Origin of the sequence: Paenibacillus thiaminolyticus, assembly GCF_007066085.1 — a bacterium.
GTDB classification, from domain to species: domain Bacteria; phylum Bacillota; class Bacilli; order Paenibacillales; family Paenibacillaceae; genus Paenibacillus_B; species Paenibacillus_B thiaminolyticus.
In genome coordinates this window covers 6,453,557-6,469,834 of the sequence record NZ_CP041405.1, presented here as the reverse complement: position 1 = coordinate 6,469,834, position 16,278 = coordinate 6,453,557, and the positions used below count along the sequence as shown (strand labels likewise).

At 54.2% G+C, this 16,278-nt stretch carries 11 protein-coding genes; 5 read left to right on the top strand and 6 right to left on the bottom strand.

What is annotated here, in order from left to right; genetic code table 11:
- Positions 1 to 7: 7 nt before the first annotated feature.
- The 5 genes from FLT43_RS28465 to FLT43_RS28445 form a co-directional block, all read right to left on the bottom strand.
- Positions 8 to 1,252 (bottom strand): glycosyltransferase family 4 protein, encoded by a 1,245-nt coding sequence (locus tag FLT43_RS28465; RefSeq protein ID WP_087441245.1) that lies wholly within the window; start codon positions 1,250 to 1,252, stop codon positions 8 to 10.
- 217 nt (positions 1,253 to 1,469) lie between these two features.
- On the bottom strand, positions 1,470 to 2,702 hold the full coding sequence (locus FLT43_RS28460; protein WP_087441246.1) for a GTP-binding protein: 1,233 nt from the start codon (positions 2,700 to 2,702) through the stop codon (positions 1,470 to 1,472).
- 597 nt (positions 2,703 to 3,299) lie between these two features.
- On the bottom strand, positions 3,300 to 4,433 hold the full coding sequence (locus FLT43_RS28455) for an FtsW/RodA/SpoVE family cell cycle protein (RefSeq protein WP_087441247.1): 1,134 nt from the start codon (positions 4,431 to 4,433) through the stop codon (positions 3,300 to 3,302).
- A gap of 224 nt (positions 4,434 to 4,657) precedes the next feature.
- Entirely contained in the window at positions 4,658 to 5,377 is a 720-nt protein-coding gene (locus FLT43_RS28450; protein WP_087441248.1) for a DsbA family protein, read from the bottom strand.
- Positions 5,378 to 5,545: 168 nt separating this feature from the next.
- Positions 5,546 to 6,346, bottom strand: a complete 801-nt coding sequence (locus FLT43_RS28445) for a GNAT family N-acetyltransferase (protein WP_087441249.1) — start codon at positions 6,344 to 6,346, stop codon at positions 5,546 to 5,548.
- A gap of 385 nt (positions 6,347 to 6,731) precedes the next feature.
- Here FLT43_RS28445 and FLT43_RS28440 point away from each other — a divergent pair, with 385 nt between their 5' ends.
- From FLT43_RS28440 to FLT43_RS28430, 3 genes are read left to right on the top strand one after another with little or no spacing between them, the layout of a single operon-like run.
- On the top strand, positions 6,732 to 6,986 hold the full coding sequence (locus FLT43_RS28440; protein WP_087441251.1) for a FeoA family protein: 255 nt from the start codon (positions 6,732 to 6,734) through the stop codon (positions 6,984 to 6,986).
- Positions 6,983 to 7,714, top strand: coding sequence for a FeoB small GTPase domain-containing protein (locus FLT43_RS28435; RefSeq protein ID WP_087441252.1), 732 nt, complete (start codon positions 6,983 to 6,985; stop codon positions 7,712 to 7,714). Before FLT43_RS28440 ends, FLT43_RS28435 begins: the two co-directional genes overlap by 4 nt.
- The gene (locus FLT43_RS28430) at positions 7,692 to 9,101 is read left to right on the top strand and encodes a nucleoside recognition domain-containing protein (protein WP_087441253.1); all 1,410 of its coding nucleotides are present in this window, start codon (positions 7,692 to 7,694) and stop codon (positions 9,099 to 9,101) included. The genes FLT43_RS28435 and FLT43_RS28430 overlap by 23 nt, the downstream gene beginning before the upstream one ends.
- A gap of 87 nt (positions 9,102 to 9,188) precedes the next feature.
- Here the strand turns inward: FLT43_RS28430 and FLT43_RS28425 are convergent, their stop codons facing one another.
- On the bottom strand, positions 9,189 to 9,902 hold the full coding sequence (locus tag FLT43_RS28425) for a DUF1232 domain-containing protein (protein ID WP_087441254.1): 714 nt from the start codon (positions 9,900 to 9,902) through the stop codon (positions 9,189 to 9,191).
- A 297-nt stretch (positions 9,903 to 10,199) separates the two neighbouring features.
- On the opposite strand from FLT43_RS28425, the gene FLT43_RS28420 reads away from it, so the two are divergent.
- Together FLT43_RS28420 and FLT43_RS30610 are read left to right on the top strand one after the other, a co-directional pair.
- Complete coding sequence (locus FLT43_RS28420) at positions 10,200 to 11,171, top strand: aldo/keto reductase (RefSeq protein ID WP_087441255.1); 972 nt, start codon at positions 10,200 to 10,202, stop codon at positions 11,169 to 11,171.
- Between the two features lie 395 nt (positions 11,172 to 11,566).
- On the top strand, positions 11,567 to 16,120 hold the full coding sequence (locus FLT43_RS30610) for a S8 family serine peptidase (RefSeq protein ID WP_087441256.1): 4,554 nt from the start codon (positions 11,567 to 11,569) through the stop codon (positions 16,118 to 16,120).
- Positions 16,121 to 16,278 lie beyond the last annotated feature (158 nt).

Below are 16,278 nucleotides of genomic sequence, written 5' to 3'. Positions count from 1 at the left end.
GAACATGTTACCGGATATGGCGAGCCTCTTCATCCATTCCGGCAGCGCGGTGATATATATCGAGGACCCGTCCGGTCATCGCCTCCAGCGACCAATATGCCCGGCCCCATGCCTGCGCCTGCGCGCCCACTTGCAGCCGGAAGGAGTCATTGTTGAGCCCCAGTTGCAGGTGATGCAAAAGCTGTTCGCTGCGTCCCGCTTGAGATACAAGGCCCGTTGCGCCGTGCTGGACCATCTCTGGAATTCCGCCCGCATTGGATACGATGACCAGCTTGCCGGCAATTTGCGCCTCCATGACCGTGACGGGGTGATTATCCTGGAGACTGGGAAGGACGAACAGATCCGCCTGCCTTATCAGAGCGGCAGCATCCTGACGTCTGCCAAGGAAGAAGACTTGCTCCGACAGGCCCAGCGACGCCGTCATGTCCCGCAGCTCCGCTTCGGCCTCTCCGTCTCCCACAAGCCAGCAGACCCAATCCTGGCGAATCGCCTTCAACGAATGCAGTGCTTGCAGTAAAAAGATATGTCCCTTGACAGCATTGAGCCTCGCCGGACAGATGATTACCTTCTTCCCTTGAGGCGGAGCCCAATCGGTAGGCGCTCCCATCTTGCGGATGAAGGCTTCGACGTCCATCCCGCTTGGGGAGACGATCAGCCGGTCCGGTTGGACCCCGAACTCCCGGATCATCAGGTCCTGCAGCCAGCGGGTAGGCGTGATCGTCAGTCGCGCACAGCATGCACCCAGCCGTTCCATTAGAGCTGAATAAGCCCAAAGCGCAGGGCCCCGCTCGGGCGCATCCAGCCCCATCACCTTCAGGTCGCGGAACCACTCTAGAGCAAGGCAGCCGTGAATCGTCGTCACGAGAGGCATTGACAGCGGCTTGATGCGCGATAGGGCATAGGCGGTTACGATATCCTGCGCATGAATGATGTCATATTCGCTTATATCCAGAAGCAGAGCAGCCAGTTCAAACCCGTACCGCTCCACTTCACAGTGCCGTATCCACGGATCCAACCCGGGCAGATGGTCATCGAAGTATCGGTTGGACTGCGCGGAGATAAAAGGGAGAAACTTCTCTTTTTCCAATACCCTGTTATGGGGATAAATGCCGAATCCACTCTCGTCCGGGGTTGGGCACAGAAAATCAACCTGATGGCCTTGACGTTCCAATCCCGTCTTCAAATGTTCGACGCAGGTGTTTATTCCGTCTACATGCGAGATCCCCCAGTAGCTCGCGATCAGGATCTTCATCGCTCTCCATCCCTTTGGTGTAATGTCTATTTATACTATGACGGAACGGCATCTGTTGAGAGGTACAGGTACCCTGATTTCACTTTTCTCGCTTCACTAATGCGTAAGAAGGACATGTATTGCATGGCACACGCGGTGCTCACCAATTGCGCCTGCGGCTTGATAATTTGCGGAGGAGCAGGGCCAGATGATTCGGCTCGGAAGGCAGGCGCCCGCTTTACACGTCGAGCCCTTCCGTAACCCAAGCTAGCGGGTTGACGAGTGCCGACCAATCCTGATCCATCTCGGCAGCGGTCAGCAGACATTCATCCAGCCCGCGCTCTATCCGGGGACGATCCAGACCAATTCCGATCAGCACCAGCTCGTTCATCCGGTCTCCCCATTGGGCATGCCAGCGCAGCCGCATATCCGGCTCCTCCTCCAGAATCATCTCCCTCTCTTCCGGCGTCGCGGCTGCGAGCCAATAGCCGGCCGGCCCGATCTGAATGGAATGTCCGGCCTGGCTCAGGCTTACGGCGATATCCGATGCCGGGGCCAGCCAGATCATGCCTTTGGCCCGGATGATCTCTTCCGGCCATTCATTCATGAACCGGTACAACCGTTCCGGATGGAACGGATGCTGACGCCGGTATACGAACGAGGAGATGCCGTATTCCTCCGTCTCCGGGGTATGGTCTTCGAGTTCGCGCTCCGCGATCCAGGCGGCGGTATGGCTGGCGCTCTCGAAATCGAACAATCCCGTGTTCAGAATTTGCTTCGGATCTACGTGGCCGTTCACGGTGCGAATCATACGCGCCCCCGGCTGAAGCTCCCGCAGCACGTCTTCGAGCTTCTTCAGCTCCTCTTCCTCCACCGAGTCGCACTTGTTCAGCAGCAGGACGTTGCTGCATTCAATCTGATCGATAAGAAGATCGACGACGCTCCGGGTATCCTCCTCGCCCGCCTGCTGCTTCCGATCGAGCAGCGATTCCCCTGACGCGAAATCATGCCAGAACCGGCTCGCATCGACGACGGTGACCAGGCAATCCAGCCGAACGAGGGAGGGAAGATCGATATCTAGCGCTTCGTCCGCATACGTAAGCGTCTGCGCTACAGGCAAGGGCTCGGAGATACCTGTCGACTCAATCAAAATATAATCATATCGGCCTTCCTTCGCCAGCCGTTCGACCTCCCGGAGCAGATCTTCGCGCAGCGTGCAGCAAATGCATCCGTTCGACATCTCCACCAGCTTCTCCTCGGTCCGAGACAGGTTGGAGCCCGACTTCACCAGCTCGGCATCAATATTAATCTCGCTCATATCGTTGACAATCACCGCCACTCTGAGCCCTTGGCGGTTGTTAAGCACATGATTCAATACCGTCGTCTTCCCGGCACCGAGGAAGCCGCTCAATACCGTTACGGGAACTTGTCTGCCTGGGTTTGTACCCGGCACTTTCGTCTGTTCTGCCATACGTAGTAGATCCTCCATTAATCGTAATTTTTACGATTTAATGATATAAGCGTATCCCATTGCTGTCAAGCGTCCCGTAGCAGAAATCGCGTGGCGAAGAGCTTGATTTCTATTCAAGCCGAGCTCTCTTATGCACTCTTTGCGCTCTTTTGATCGTTCTCCCATCCGCTCAGGATTTCCCTCCTTGCGATATGTTGTTACGCTCAGTCTCCCTACCACTCAGTCAAGGACTTCCCCAACCCAGCCTTACGATGACCCTGCTAGAATCGCCGGGGGATCGTACCCGCGCTATCCCAGGCGCATGCCAAACTCCTGCTTCATGGTTGAGACACAAAGTTAGTTGCTCATTGAACTTTTCGATGCCGGGTACTTGTTGCTTGTCTTTCCTGATTTATTGGGATACTGGACATAAGAGGCAGGCTCGGTTACTTGACTGTCCGGGCTGAGGATTCTTGTGTGGAACAAGAGGGAAACGGCGTTCCTGTTCTTCGGGGATACTGTTTAGGTGATACGTTTTCTAAGAGGCAATGGGTACTACGACACGATTGAGGATCAAAAAAACTGCCTTGCGGCAGCTTTTTCTTCCATGCAGAGCGATCACAACTCCAGCATGTTCGGCTCCTCCTGGTGAATCTTGACGCTCATCACGAGCCCGATCGATATCATATTGGTGAGCAGCGAGCTTCCGCCGTAGCTGATGAACGGCAGCGATAAGCCCGTAAGCGGCATCAGCCCGATATGCATCGCGATGTTTTCGAATATTTGCAAGGTGAACATCGCAATAATGCCGATAATAAGATAGGCGCCTTCCAAATCTTTGCAGCTGCCCGCAATAAGCACCATACGATAAATAAGCGCGAAATACAGCAGGATCAGGCAGGCGGAGCCGAGAAACCCAAACTCTTCCCCGATGACGACAAAGATCGAATCCGAATAGCTATACGGAATATAACCGTTATGCACGAAAAACCCTTTCAGAAAACCGTCTCCTGAAAAACTCCCCGACCCGATAGCCCGGATCGAATTCATGACATGCCATCCTCCATCCAGGTTGCTCGCCGGATCCAGGAATGCCTCGATGCGGGAAAATTGATGCGGCTTAATCAGCTTGATCAGCAAGTCACGATTGTGATAGTACAGTACCAGAATCGTTCCGACGGCGGCGGAAGCTGCGGATAGACCGACAATCATATGGGACAGGCGCACGTTCGCCATCCACAGCATAGCGACAAAAATCGATATAAATACGATGGTCGTCCCCAGATCAGGCTGCTTATAAACCAGGTACATCGGAACCGCCACGACAAGGCAAAGCGGCACGATATCCTGGAGCAATCTCAGCGTCTCGCCTTCCCTTCGCCCCAACAAACGGGCCAATAGCAAAATAATGAACACCTTCATGAACTCGGACGGCTGAAATTGTTGGCTGCCGATCGCAATCCAGCGCGTAGAGCCGTTGATGTTGACCCCTTTGAACATGACGAGCAGCAGCAATCCGATACCGATAACGTACAGGGTGACGGATAAATAACGGACGACGATGCGGTAATCGAACCAGGCGGTAACAAGCAGCGGGATGAACAGAACAACGTACAGCTTGATGTTGTCCATGTGCATACCTTCATATTTCGTATTCACCGTTGCGCTGTAGACGACGATGGTGCTAATCGCCATGAAGCACAGCACCAGCCAGAGCAGCAGCGGATCGAGTCGCTTCCATTTTCGCAGCATTGCGTTGTACCTCTTCTAAGTATTGAATCGTCTGCCCCGCATGACAAACAAACCCTTCAGCTTGCCGAAGGGCGCGGGAACAGGAAGATCTTGACTCACGTGAATACTACCCCATCCCCCTGCCGTTGTCAACCGCGAGCACAGAGTGCCGGCTGCGCCGGATCATTCGGGTATTTTCATATAAAAAACGGGCCGCCTCCAGGCAAACCCGCTGTTTCCCGTCTCTATTTGGATGCCTGGGCTTGTTGCCGGCTCAACTCCGACAAGATCGCTTCCCGCATCCCCTCGTAAGAAATATCCTCGACCTCTTGCCCGTTCACCAATATCGTCGGCGTGCCGCCAATCTTGAACTTGCGGGCAATCTCCATATCGGCCTTTACCGTATCGAGATGCTTCAGCTCCTTCAGATCGGCTCGGAACTGTTCGGCATCGACAGACGGAATGTCCCGCTCTACGAGACGGGTAAGGAACGATTCGTTCGCCCAAGCCTCGCTCTTGTCGCCCTGAAGCTCATTGATACGCTTGTGGTATGTCCAGAACGCGGATTCGTCCATATGGTACAGTATCTCTCCCGCGACGGCTGCCAGCTCCGAATCCGGAGCCAGAAACGGATAATGGATATAGTAGAAGGCGGCGGTACCGTCTGCGATAAATTCCTCATCCAGTTGCGACAGCACGAGCTCGGTCCAGCGTTTGCATGCCGGGCATTTGTAATCACCGAATTCAACGATGCGGATCGGAGCGTTCCGGTCTCCCATCACGGGCTGGCGATCATAATTCAGTTCCTCTTCCGGAACCGCCGGGGAAGCTGACGATGCGGACGGCTGTCCTTCCTCGCGGACGGACGTCCCGGCCAGACTTGCCGCCAGCCATATGAGCAGCAGCACAAGCACCACGGCGCCGGCCGCCAGGACTCTCTTGTTCATGGAGGATTTGTTCTGCAATGGGCCTCATCTCCTTTTGATCGGAAAAGAATCACCGGTCACGGCCGGGGCAAGCCAGGCCGAGCCGACGCCAGTATATCCCATTGTCCGTCTATCCTCAATGCATTAGATCATATCATTTGCGGTTCCGGCCGCGGCCGCCATTCCAGACGATGTATTCGCGGTCCGTCAAGCACGTTCCGCCAAGACAGGCAAGCGGAAGCTCGTCATATAGAGCTGATTCACCTGCTCGAAGCCAAGGGAGCGATAGAGGCGGATGGCAGGCTCGTTATCATTGAACACTTCCAGCAGAACGTATGAGGTCAGCCGGGCAGCCGTCCGGGCCAGTTCCGCCGTTATTTTCGCGCCATATCCCCGTCCCCGCCGCGAAGCGATGGTGCCGATGTTCCCCAATTCCGCCGCCTCCGCGCTGTACACATGGTAGCCGCCGACTGCCACCAGTTCATCGTCTTCGAAGATGCCGACGCATGGATATTGGAGCTCCTCCTCCGTAAAGGCAATCGATTGAAATTCCCGCATCCGCTCGACAATGCTCTCCTTATGCTCCGGCTTCAACGGGACGACCTGTCCGTTAGACGTCGGCAGCGATCTTGGATCCGGGTGCATCATCGTCATCAGCGGCCGGTAATGGATAACCGAATGCAATTGCGGTTCCAATCGCCGCCTCACTTCTTCGCTCAAAATGAAGCTTCCTTCCGCTCCTGACGGGAGCATTGCATCCGCCTGAATCCGCTTCACTAGCGAATCCATGGCGAACCTGTCGCTGAGCGGCAGCACCGAGAACGCATGGAACGGCATTCCGCGCAAATAGGCCAGCACGCCCAACAACTCGCCTTCCTCTGAAAAATGACCATAGTGAACCGAACGGGAACGCCGCGTGGTCAAATAGGTATAATACAAAAAATGCTCATCCTTGCTGACATGCCCCAGCAAGGCATCCAATTCGGTCGTTGTAAGACTTCGCAGCAAGGCGATCCCCCTTTTTTCACGTTATCAATTCCAGCATACTGCCTTGGGCAGGCATTCCTAGTATAGTACTTGCCCCTGCGTCAATGTCAACGGGATACCAAGCCCGCTCTCCGCTTGCCAGAGCTCGGGCTTTCCAGAAGCCCTTCCTTACAGGGCCAATCCTGGAGGGATAAAATGTGTCGATTTCCGCCGAACCAATAGGCTTCGCAAACATATACTTCTACCAACAATTCCCCTCCCCTAAAAATGTTGCCCTAATGAAAATAATTGTTGGCAACACAATACTTTTGTCCTATACTAATAATAACAAGAGCGGGGGAACCGTGGGAAATGCGGTTGCCGCCCTACTCGTGAGGTTCGGACATTGGGAGGAGGAACATCATAGATGTCAACTACAGAGAGAGCTTTGGCACAAGCGGATACGGGCAGCCGACTGCGTCTCTCCCGCATCGAAGTGGAAGGAGTGCTGCGCCGGCGGCTTCTTGATCTCGGGTTTGTGCCGGGCAATACGGTCGAGGTGCTGCAGCGCAGCCCGCTCGGGGATCCGGTCGCGTTCCGCGTGAACAATACGACCATCGCGCTTCGCAGAGAAGAGAGCACGCGCATATACGGGGAGATTATTGGAGGTGAGGATGAATGAGCGGATATCGAATTGCCCTCGCCGGTAACCCAAATACAGGCAAGAGCACGTTGTTCAATACATTGACAGGGATGCGTCAGCATACCGGGAACTGGGCAGGCAAGACCGTCATGATGGCGGAAGGAGAATTCGAGCATCAGGGCACGCCGTTCCGCATTATCGATCTTCCGGGAACCTATTCCCTCTATTCGAATTCGGCCGATGAGGAAGTCGCCCGGGACTATATTATATTTGATAATCCGGACGTGACGGTCGTCGTTCTCGACGCGACCTCACTGGAGCGGAACTTGAATCTGGCCCTGCAGGTGATCGAGATGACGAACCGCGTCGTCCTCTGCATCAACCTGATTGACGAAGCGAAGCGTCTTGGCGTCCGCATCGATATCGATGCGATCTCCCGCAGGCTGGGCGTGCCTGTCGTCGCCATCTCGGCGCGCAGCCGGATTGGCATTCCCCAGCTGCTCGACCAGATCGAGCAGGTCGCCTCAGGCAAGCTCGTGCCTCAGCCGCCGCAGATTCAATACAGCGATCATATAGAACGCAAGATTGCTGAACTGGAGCCGGCGATACGCGAGCAGCTTGGCGACCGTTATCCGGCCCGGTGGATCGCATTGCGGCTGCTGGATAATGACGAGAAGCTGCTTCAGACAATGAAGAAGCGGATGAAGGAAGACCAGACGGTGACAGTGAAGGAGACGGTACAATATGGCTACACCGCTTGCCACTAATTCCCCCGACTCACTTGATTCGCTCTTGTCGATGGCCAAGAACCTGACGAACGGCAGCGAAGTCCGGGACGATATCGTCGGGGATATTTATAAGACGACGCACAGCATTTGCCGGGAAGCGGTCCGTTACGAAGATAAGAAGAAGCTGGAAAGCACGTACCGGCTCGACAAAATCGTCACCTCCCCGATTTGGGGATTCCCGATTATGCTGGCGATCCTGGGCGCTGTCTTCTGGATTACGATTGCGGGAGCGAACGTGCCTTCCGCCATGCTCTTTGACTTGTTCAATATGATCGAAGGCTACTTGACCGCCGGCTTCGAAGCGCTTCATGCGCCGGCATGGCTGCATGGCGTACTCATTCTCGGTTTCTTCCGCGGCACGGCCTGGGTCGTCAGCGTCATGCTGCCGCCGATGGCCATCTTTTTCCCGGTCTTCGCCCTGCTGGAGAACTTCGGCTACTTGCCGCGCGTCGCCTTCAACATGGACCGCCTGTTCAAGAAATCGGGCGGGCATGGCAAGCAGGCGCTGACGATGTCGATGGGATTCGGCTGTAACGCCGCAGCTATTTTATCTACCCGGATTATCGAATCGCCGCGTGAGCGGATGCTTGCCATCTTGACGAACAACTTCGTGCCCTGCAACGGACGCTGGCCAACCCTGATTCTGCTGTCCTCCCTCTTCATGGTGTCGGCGGGACTCGGTTCCGGCATGCAGACGCTCGTTACGGCCTCGGTCGTCATGGGCATGGTCATGATCGGTGTCGCCGTCACATTTACCGTATCGTGGGTCTTGTCCAAGACCGCCCTGCGCGGGGTGCCGACCCATTATACGCTGGAGCTGCCTCCGTACCGGAAGCCGCAGTTCGCGAAGACAGTTCTGCTCGCATCGCGGGATAAGTCGCTCAATGTGCTGACGCGTGCCATCATCGTGGCTGCGCCTGCCGGAATCATCACCTGGATTTTGGGCAATATTTTTGTCGGCGGAGACAGCGTGCTCAATCATATGGCGGGCTTTTTCCAGCCGTTCGCCCATGCGCTCGGACTGGACGGCTTCATCCTGATGGCCTTCATTCTCGGCCTTCCTGCGAATGAGATCGTGCTTCCGATTCTGCTGATGGGATACTTGTCCACCGGCGCGTTGGTCGATGCAGACGGCATGGACAATATCAAGGACATCTTCCTGAACCATGGCTGGACCTGGCTGACGGCGCTGAATATGATGCTGTTCTCCCTGCTCCATTATCCATGCGGCACGACGCTGTTCAATATTTACAAAGAGACGAAGAGCGTGAAGTGGACCGTACTGTCCGCTCTCATCCCCCTCGCCATCGCGATAGCCGTCACCTTTACAACGGCTCAACTGGCAAGAGCGTTCGGCTGGGTATAACAAGAGAATACACCTGTTGGCAGCACGAGCTGGTGCATTTGGCTCGTGCTGCCTTCGTGTGCGGGACATCTCGCTTCTCCCTTCCGGCTAAGCGCCGTCATCCGGCAATTCGGCGGCCGGAGCGCTGCTGCCGGCATTCCTCTGCGCTGGTACCGTGCCGGCCATGGCGCGCAACCGTTCGAGCGCCATATTGACCGCAATCGCGTCATCAAGATAACCAATCGGAAATACATAGTCCGGGATAATATCGACAGACAGGATGAAATATAGCAGAGCGCTGCCGAGCACCGCTTTTTCTTCCTCCGATACCATGGGGTCACAAAAGCATGCATACATGTCGCGCAGTTGCTCAATGAACGGGCCTTCTCCGCTCACCTTGCTCACTTTTTCCTCGAAATCTTGATGAATCAATCGCTTGCCTTCCTCGGTGCGGGCATACCGCTCGCATTTCATCAATTCCTGCCGCACCCGTTCGGTGCTGAACTCCGGCTCATAGAGGTTCGAATGCCCGAGCACTTGTTGAATCGCATCGACAGAGGCATGCATATCCGTCCTTCCGTCCGGCTCCGCCCCGACGGAATAGCCTGCCGCCCGGTACAGACGCTCAGCCGGAACGGCGAGAACGGACGCGATGCGGTGAATATATTCCGGCTTGACCGCCTGCTTCCCGTTAGCCATCCGGGAGATGGTCGCCGTATCAATTCCCGTCTGCTCGCTTAATTTGCGCATCGATAGGGAGCGCTCCTTGAGCAATGATTTCAACTGATCGCCGAATTGCGATACGTTATCCGCCTGATTCATCCTATCCCCTCCTCTCTATGGCGAGATCATTGTTGCCAGGAAGGCACAACGCTATTTGATGATCTCTCAACAATATATGTTGGGGACACGCATAATTCCTCAATAAATCCGTAATCTGTACAGAATCAATTCCTGCATTAGGCCGAAGGGGTGTTTTCCGTGAATCCCCCCCGGTAATTCAGCACAATGAGCAGCGGTGTCAGTCTTCCGCTCTCCTTAACATCTGGATATGCGCGTGCGCCTGTAGTACACTGGACGAGACAAGCTTCGCATTCTACAACCTTGGAGTGATTCAACATGAATAAGATCCCGATTCAACAACGCGGACTCGCGGCAAGCCGGCTTGTGCTCGGATGCATGGGTCTCGGAGGAGGCTGGAATGACGAGCCGATAACGGAGATGCATCTCGCGGCGGCGCACGCTGCGGTCGAAGCCGCCCTGGAGGCGGGCATCAATATGTTCGACCATGCCGATATTTATACGAGAGGCAAGGCGGAGCAAGTATTCGGCCAAGTGCTGAAGGAACGGCCGGAATTGAGAGAGCGCATCGTGCTGCAATCCAAATGCGGCATCCGCTTCGCTGACAATGGCATTCCGGGACGCTATGATTTTTCGAAGGAGCATATTTTGCGGAGCGTCGACGGAAGCTTGCAGCGATTGGGCGTCGAATATCTCGACATTCTGCTTTTCCACCGTCCAGATCCATTGATGGAGCCGGAAGAGGTCGCTGAAGCGATGTCGGCATTGAAGTCTGCGGGGAAAGTGCGGGCCTTCGGCGTCTCGAACATGAGCGCCGGCCAGATTCGCCTGCTCCAGACATACAGCAAGGAGCCTTTCATTGTCAATCAGTTGGAGATGAGTCTGGCCAAAATCGGCTGGCTCGATCAAAGCGTTCACGTGAACCAAAATGCCGCCAAGGAAGATACTTTCCCGGAAGGTACGCTGGAGTACTGCCGTCTTGAAAATATTCAAATTCAAGCTTGGGCCCCGCTTGCGCAAGGCGTCTTCTCGGGCCGGGATCTCTCCGATCTGCCGGCTTCGATCCGCGAGACGGCCGGGCTCGTGCAGGCGATGGCCAATGAGAAGGACACGACGCCGGAAGCGATCATCCTCGCCTGGCTGATGCGCCATCCGGCCGGAATCCAGCCGGTTATCGGCACGGCCAATCCAGAGCGAATCCGGGCCTGCGGCGAAGCGGTGAACATCACCCTGACACGTGAAGAGTGGTACACCCTGTATGTGAGCTCCAGAGGCAGAGCGCTGCCGTAATACACATATAAGAAGGGCGATACGACAGGCCGTTGATATGGCTTGCAGGATCGCCCTTTTTTCATGGCTGGGTGCACCAGCACCCTCATTCGCTTTCCTTCCCCCTCGTGCGATCCATTCCCGAAATAGGTCTAACGACCCATCCACTCTTTTAGCACAATCTATTCATTTTACATAATTAGTAACCTTTCAACATTTTCCGTCAGAGAATAGAATTGGAATATAGTTAATAGTACCCTTACCCTAAATATGAAATATATGTAAACTTGATTTATGTGATCTACATCATAGACAATCATCGTTCGTCGAGTATCACACATAAGAAAGGAGGCTGAGGCTGATATTTCCTTCATCAAGGATTAACCCGACAGTAAAATAGTAAAGGAGGCTTACGTTTGAGACCACATTCATTCCGCAAACTCATGTCTTTGGTCCTTAGCGCCTTGCTGCTTGCCGGCATGGTCTTTCCGGGAGTATCGGGCGCAACTGAAAAAATGGACTGGTCCGCATCCGAGACGAAGCAACAACTCCAAAGCCAAATCAAGGATCAGATCGCAACCAAACTGCAACTCCCTCGCAGCTCCGAACTTAACTTATCAGACGTAACACCGCAAAATTTTGTACCGCCTTCTGACAGCAGCGACATTATTACTGTTATCGTAGAACTGCAAAATGAACCATTGAAAGTAGCAGAAGCTCAGGCCGCGAATACATACTCTTTGTTCGCCAACGATGTGGAAAGCGATATCCGGCAAGAGCATCAGCAATTCCGCACCGCACTTAACCAGCTAGATGCCTCAATCCGTTACGAGTTCAACAATGTATTTAATGGATTTTCGATCAGTATCCCGGCCAATAAAGTTGATGATTTGTTGACGATTCCTGGCGTGAAGGCCGTCTTCCCGAACGTGGAAATCCAAGCGATTCCGAACGAGCCAAGCGCTTATGGCGATAGCACCTATATGCATAAAAGTGCACCCCATATCGGAGCAAAACACTTGTGGGAGGATCTCGGCTTAAAGGGAAAAGGCATCAAAGTCGGGGTGCTTGACACAGGGGTTGATTACAAGCATCCGAGTCTAAAAGATGCCTTTAAGGGCGGGTACGATTTTGTTCTCGGTAAACCTGATCCGATGGAGACAGAACCGGATAAATCAAAGCCCATTATCGACGGAAAAGAATATCATACGACCCATGGCACCCATGTCGCAGGAACGATTGTCGGGAGAGGGAATTACGATAATCCCGGCGATAGCGGCAAAGTACGCGGCGTCGCTCCAGAGGCAGACCTGTATGCTTATCGCGTTCTCGGGCCATATGGCAGAGGATCTTCGGAGAACATTGTACGCGGCATCGAGCGTGCCGTTTATGAAGATCAGTTAGATGTCATCAATCTGTCGCTCGGCGCCGATTACAACTTCCAATATACCGCGCATTCCGTGGCGCTGGACAATGCAACCAAGGCCGGTGTCGTCGTAGTCGTCGCTGCGGGCAATGCCGGACCAAAGCCGCTCACGCTGGGAAGTCCGGGAGGAGCCCATGCGGCCATATCCGTTGCCGCCTCTTACCCGCCGGTCCTGACCCCCGTGTTTGAGGTCGGGGGCCTAAATAAGAAGTTTTTCTCGCAGCTAGCTACTTCATCCCCGGTACTGCCCGTTGATACACCGCTTGAAGCGGTCTATGCCGGATTTGGAAAGCCAGATGATTATAAAAACAAAGCAGTAAAGGGTAAACTTGTGGTCGTCTCCCGCGGCGACATCAGCTTCGGGGACAAATCGAGAAACGCCAAAAAAGCCGGAGCCGCCGCGCTCATCATTTTCAACAACGAAGCTGGCGAACTGGCCGCGACTCTTGGCGAAGGGGACGCCGATGAATTCGCTCCTACCTACACCATTTCGCAAGCCGACGGACTTATCTTGAAAAATTATATTGCGTCAGGCTCGGTAAAGAAGGTTGTCCGAACCGATGTCGAGGAGAAAGATATGCTCGGCTCCTTCAGCTCCCGCGGCCCTGCGCTGCCGGACTATACGATCAAGCCGGACATTGCCGCGCCGGGCGTTGGCATCTTGTCATCCGTGCCAGCCTGGGACGACAACTACGAGAATGCGTACGGAAGTTCGCAAGGCACGAGCATGGCTTCACCGCATATCGCGGGAGCTGCCGCATTGCTCGTGGAGTATTCCCGCAAGAATAACCTTGATCTGACTCCGGACGAGATCAAAACGCTCATGATGAATAATGCCGTAGATCTGAAGGATCGTACGGGGGAACTGTATAAACTGACGGAGCAAGGTGCAGGCCGGGTTGATCTGAAGCGCAGCGTCGAGGCTCCAGCAATCGCTTTGGTGCAAGAGACTGCGAACGTCGCGGTAAAAGATAAACCCGACGTACCGTTCGTGTATGAAACGGGCAGCCTCTCGTTCGGTCCTGCCTCCCCAGACACTTCGTTAACGAAGACGATCCAGCTGAAAAGAGTTGGCGACAGAGACCAGAACTACTCGATTCGGGTGGATTGGCCAGACGCTGGGGGAACATTAACACCTAGTGTGAACACCGTGAGCCCGGAGCAATCATTTGACGTAACATTACAGCTTCCGACGAAGGCCGATGGGAATTACGAGGGCCATGTCATTTTGACAGGCGACGGCGGCCACGAGATCAGACTTCCTGCGAGCGTGTATGTCGGCAAACAATTTGAGGTGCCCGCTATCGGGGAGATTGAGATTAGTCCCATGATATTTGCGCCGAAAGGGCATCCCGATCATAATACGACAAAGGTAAGCATCCAGGTCAACAAGAAAATCACCGATTTCAAATTAACTGTCCTGGATTTGAATGGCCAAGAAATCGGGGATGCGCACGTAAATACATCCGAACAAAACCCGGGCATTTTGCCTGTCGATTGGGACGGAAGTCTGGTTGGGGACAATTCCGTCACTCCGAAAGACGGTTTATATTATATGGTGCCTGTTGTTAAAGGCGAACATTTGGATAAACTGCGCACTCTTTTCCTGATCGATAGTACGCCTCCTCAAGTCAAGATTGATGAGCCGGTGATTCGGGTAGATAATCCGCAGGAACGCAAAGGAAAAATTACAGGGACTGTCTATGACTCAATTGTGGACTATGTGAATTCCCCAATTCAGGATCTCATAGAGATGAAGGCCGTCAACAAGGAGACAAATGAAGAATATGAGGTCACAATTAATTCATACGGTATCTTCACCATCGACATCCCGCATCTGAAGGACGGACTCAATCAAGTTGACATTTATGCATGGGATTACGTCAAGAACGGATATGAGACCCCGTCCCGGACAATTTCGTTTGACTTTGATCCAGATGCAGTCTATGCCAATGTGAAAACAGAGAAAAAACAAGCGTTTACCGGAGACGAGTTCAAGGTAGATATCGGCTTCTCTGTCACTGAAGCAGTATACTCAACATCTTATGCATTGGTTTATGATGCATCATTAACAGATGTTCGCGTCGAGCCTAGCGTTACTTTTGTAACCTATACCCAGAAGCACTATCCTGACGTGGAAATTGATTTTGATTACGAGACCATCGAACTTACCGATAAGTTGAAGGCTATCGTGGCGACAACCAGCATGCCTCCAACTGCGGCGTACTCGGGAGACGGCACCTTTGGCACCGTAGTTTTCTCCAGCAGTGATCCTGGAGCCTACAAGTTCTTGCTATTTAAATTGGAGCTTGAAAGTATTGATCCTGTAAAACTTGTATACGGAGCGCCGGACTGGATTGAGATAGTGGACGCACCGAAACCACCGGACCCAGATCCAGAACCTAAACCGGAACCAAAGCCGGAACCTGGCCCAAGCTCAGGCGGCTCGTCTTCCAGCAGCTCCTACTCCTCCACTCCATCGCAGCCGGCCGGGAAGACCTTGAAATCGGGTACCTTCACGGTAACCGAGAAGGATGGCAAGAAGCAGGGATTGCTGCTTGTATCTTCGACTGCGATTAGCTCGCAGTTGGACGACAAGGAAGCGACTGAAGTGAAGGTGGATATTTCGGATATCGCTTGGAATGATGTCAATCTGTCAGATATCCGGATTACCCGCGTGCTGGCGGAGAAGCTTACCGCTTCGGGCAAGGCACTGCTGCTGTCCGGGAAAGACTTTGAAGTGCTCATTCCAGCAGAGTCGCTCGTTGACTTTATCGGAAAAAATGGAGATCTGACCTTACGCCTGGCGCTGGCGCCGCTGACGGAAGGAGAGCAAGCGTCCGTACTGAGACAGGTCGCTTCGGGACTGACCGTCCAAGGGGAGAAGGAGACCGTAACGAAGCCGATCCGAATCGGTCTGAAATGGAGCTCCTCCGCCGTAAAGGATGCCCGCAAAGTAGGCGTCTACAGCAAGGATTCAAAGGAAGCGTGGACGTACTACGCGCCTGGCGTTCGCTGGGATAAGGACGGCGTCCGCTTCACTACGGCGTCGCTCGGAGCCTATACGGCGCAGGAATTCAACAAGACGTTCGAAGATATTCGTACGCATTGGTCCAAAGATAAGGTCGAGCTCGCAGCCGCTCACCAGTTGATCGAAGGCAAGGGCAGCCAGAATACGTTCAAGCCGAACGATCTGGTGACCCAAGCGGAATTCGCCTCGCTGCTCGATCGTCTTACCGGTTCCGGCAAGACCTGGAACGACCGTATTGCCGAGCCGGGTGCGCGTGACCCGCTGACACGCGAGAAAATGGTTGTCATGCTGGTGCAGGCGCTGCAGCTAAAGACCGATGACGCTCCGGCGCTCGGTTTTGCCGACCAGGCGAAGATCGGTGCCGATGCCCGCGCCGCCGTTGCGGTTGCGGTAAGCCGCGGCTATATTAAAGGCATGGGCGGCAACAAGTTCTCTCCAGAGGGAACATCAACCCGTGCCCAAGCAGCCACGGTGCTCGCCCTCGTGCTGCTCGATCTGCAATCGGAATCGTAATACCGGCCTGACAAGGCCATGACACAACCGCTGTCCCTTAGGGACAGCGGTTGTTGCATCTTGCGGCGGGCAGGGCAGTCGAGAAATGGCATGCGAGACAATCCGTTAAACATAAGATGACAATAGAACCGATTCTGCCTCCAACAACCGCAAAGGAG

Coding starts and splice junctions, on each gene's coding strand:
- FLT43_RS28440 (WP_087441251.1), top strand. CDS start 6,732: ATGTCAACTACAGAGAGAGCTTTGGCACAAGCGGATACGGGCAGCCGA.
- FLT43_RS28430 (WP_087441253.1), top strand. CDS start 7,692: ATGGCTACACCGCTTGCCACTAATTCCCCCGACTCACTTGATTCGCTC.
- FLT43_RS28460 (WP_087441246.1), bottom strand. CDS start 2,702: ATGGCAGAACAGACGAAAGTGCCGGGTACAAACCCAGGCAGACAAGTT.
- FLT43_RS28435 (WP_087441252.1), top strand. CDS start 6,983: ATGAGCGGATATCGAATTGCCCTCGCCGGTAACCCAAATACAGGCAAG.
- FLT43_RS28420 (WP_087441255.1), top strand. CDS start 10,200: ATGAATAAGATCCCGATTCAACAACGCGGACTCGCGGCAAGCCGGCTT.
- FLT43_RS28465 (WP_087441245.1), bottom strand. CDS start 1,252: ATGAAGATCCTGATCGCGAGCTACTGGGGGATCTCGCATGTAGACGGA.
- FLT43_RS28425 (WP_087441254.1), bottom strand. CDS start 9,902: ATGAATCAGGCGGATAACGTATCGCAATTCGGCGATCAGTTGAAATCA.
- FLT43_RS28455 (WP_087441247.1), bottom strand. CDS start 4,433: ATGCTGCGAAAATGGAAGCGACTCGATCCGCTGCTGCTCTGGCTGGTG.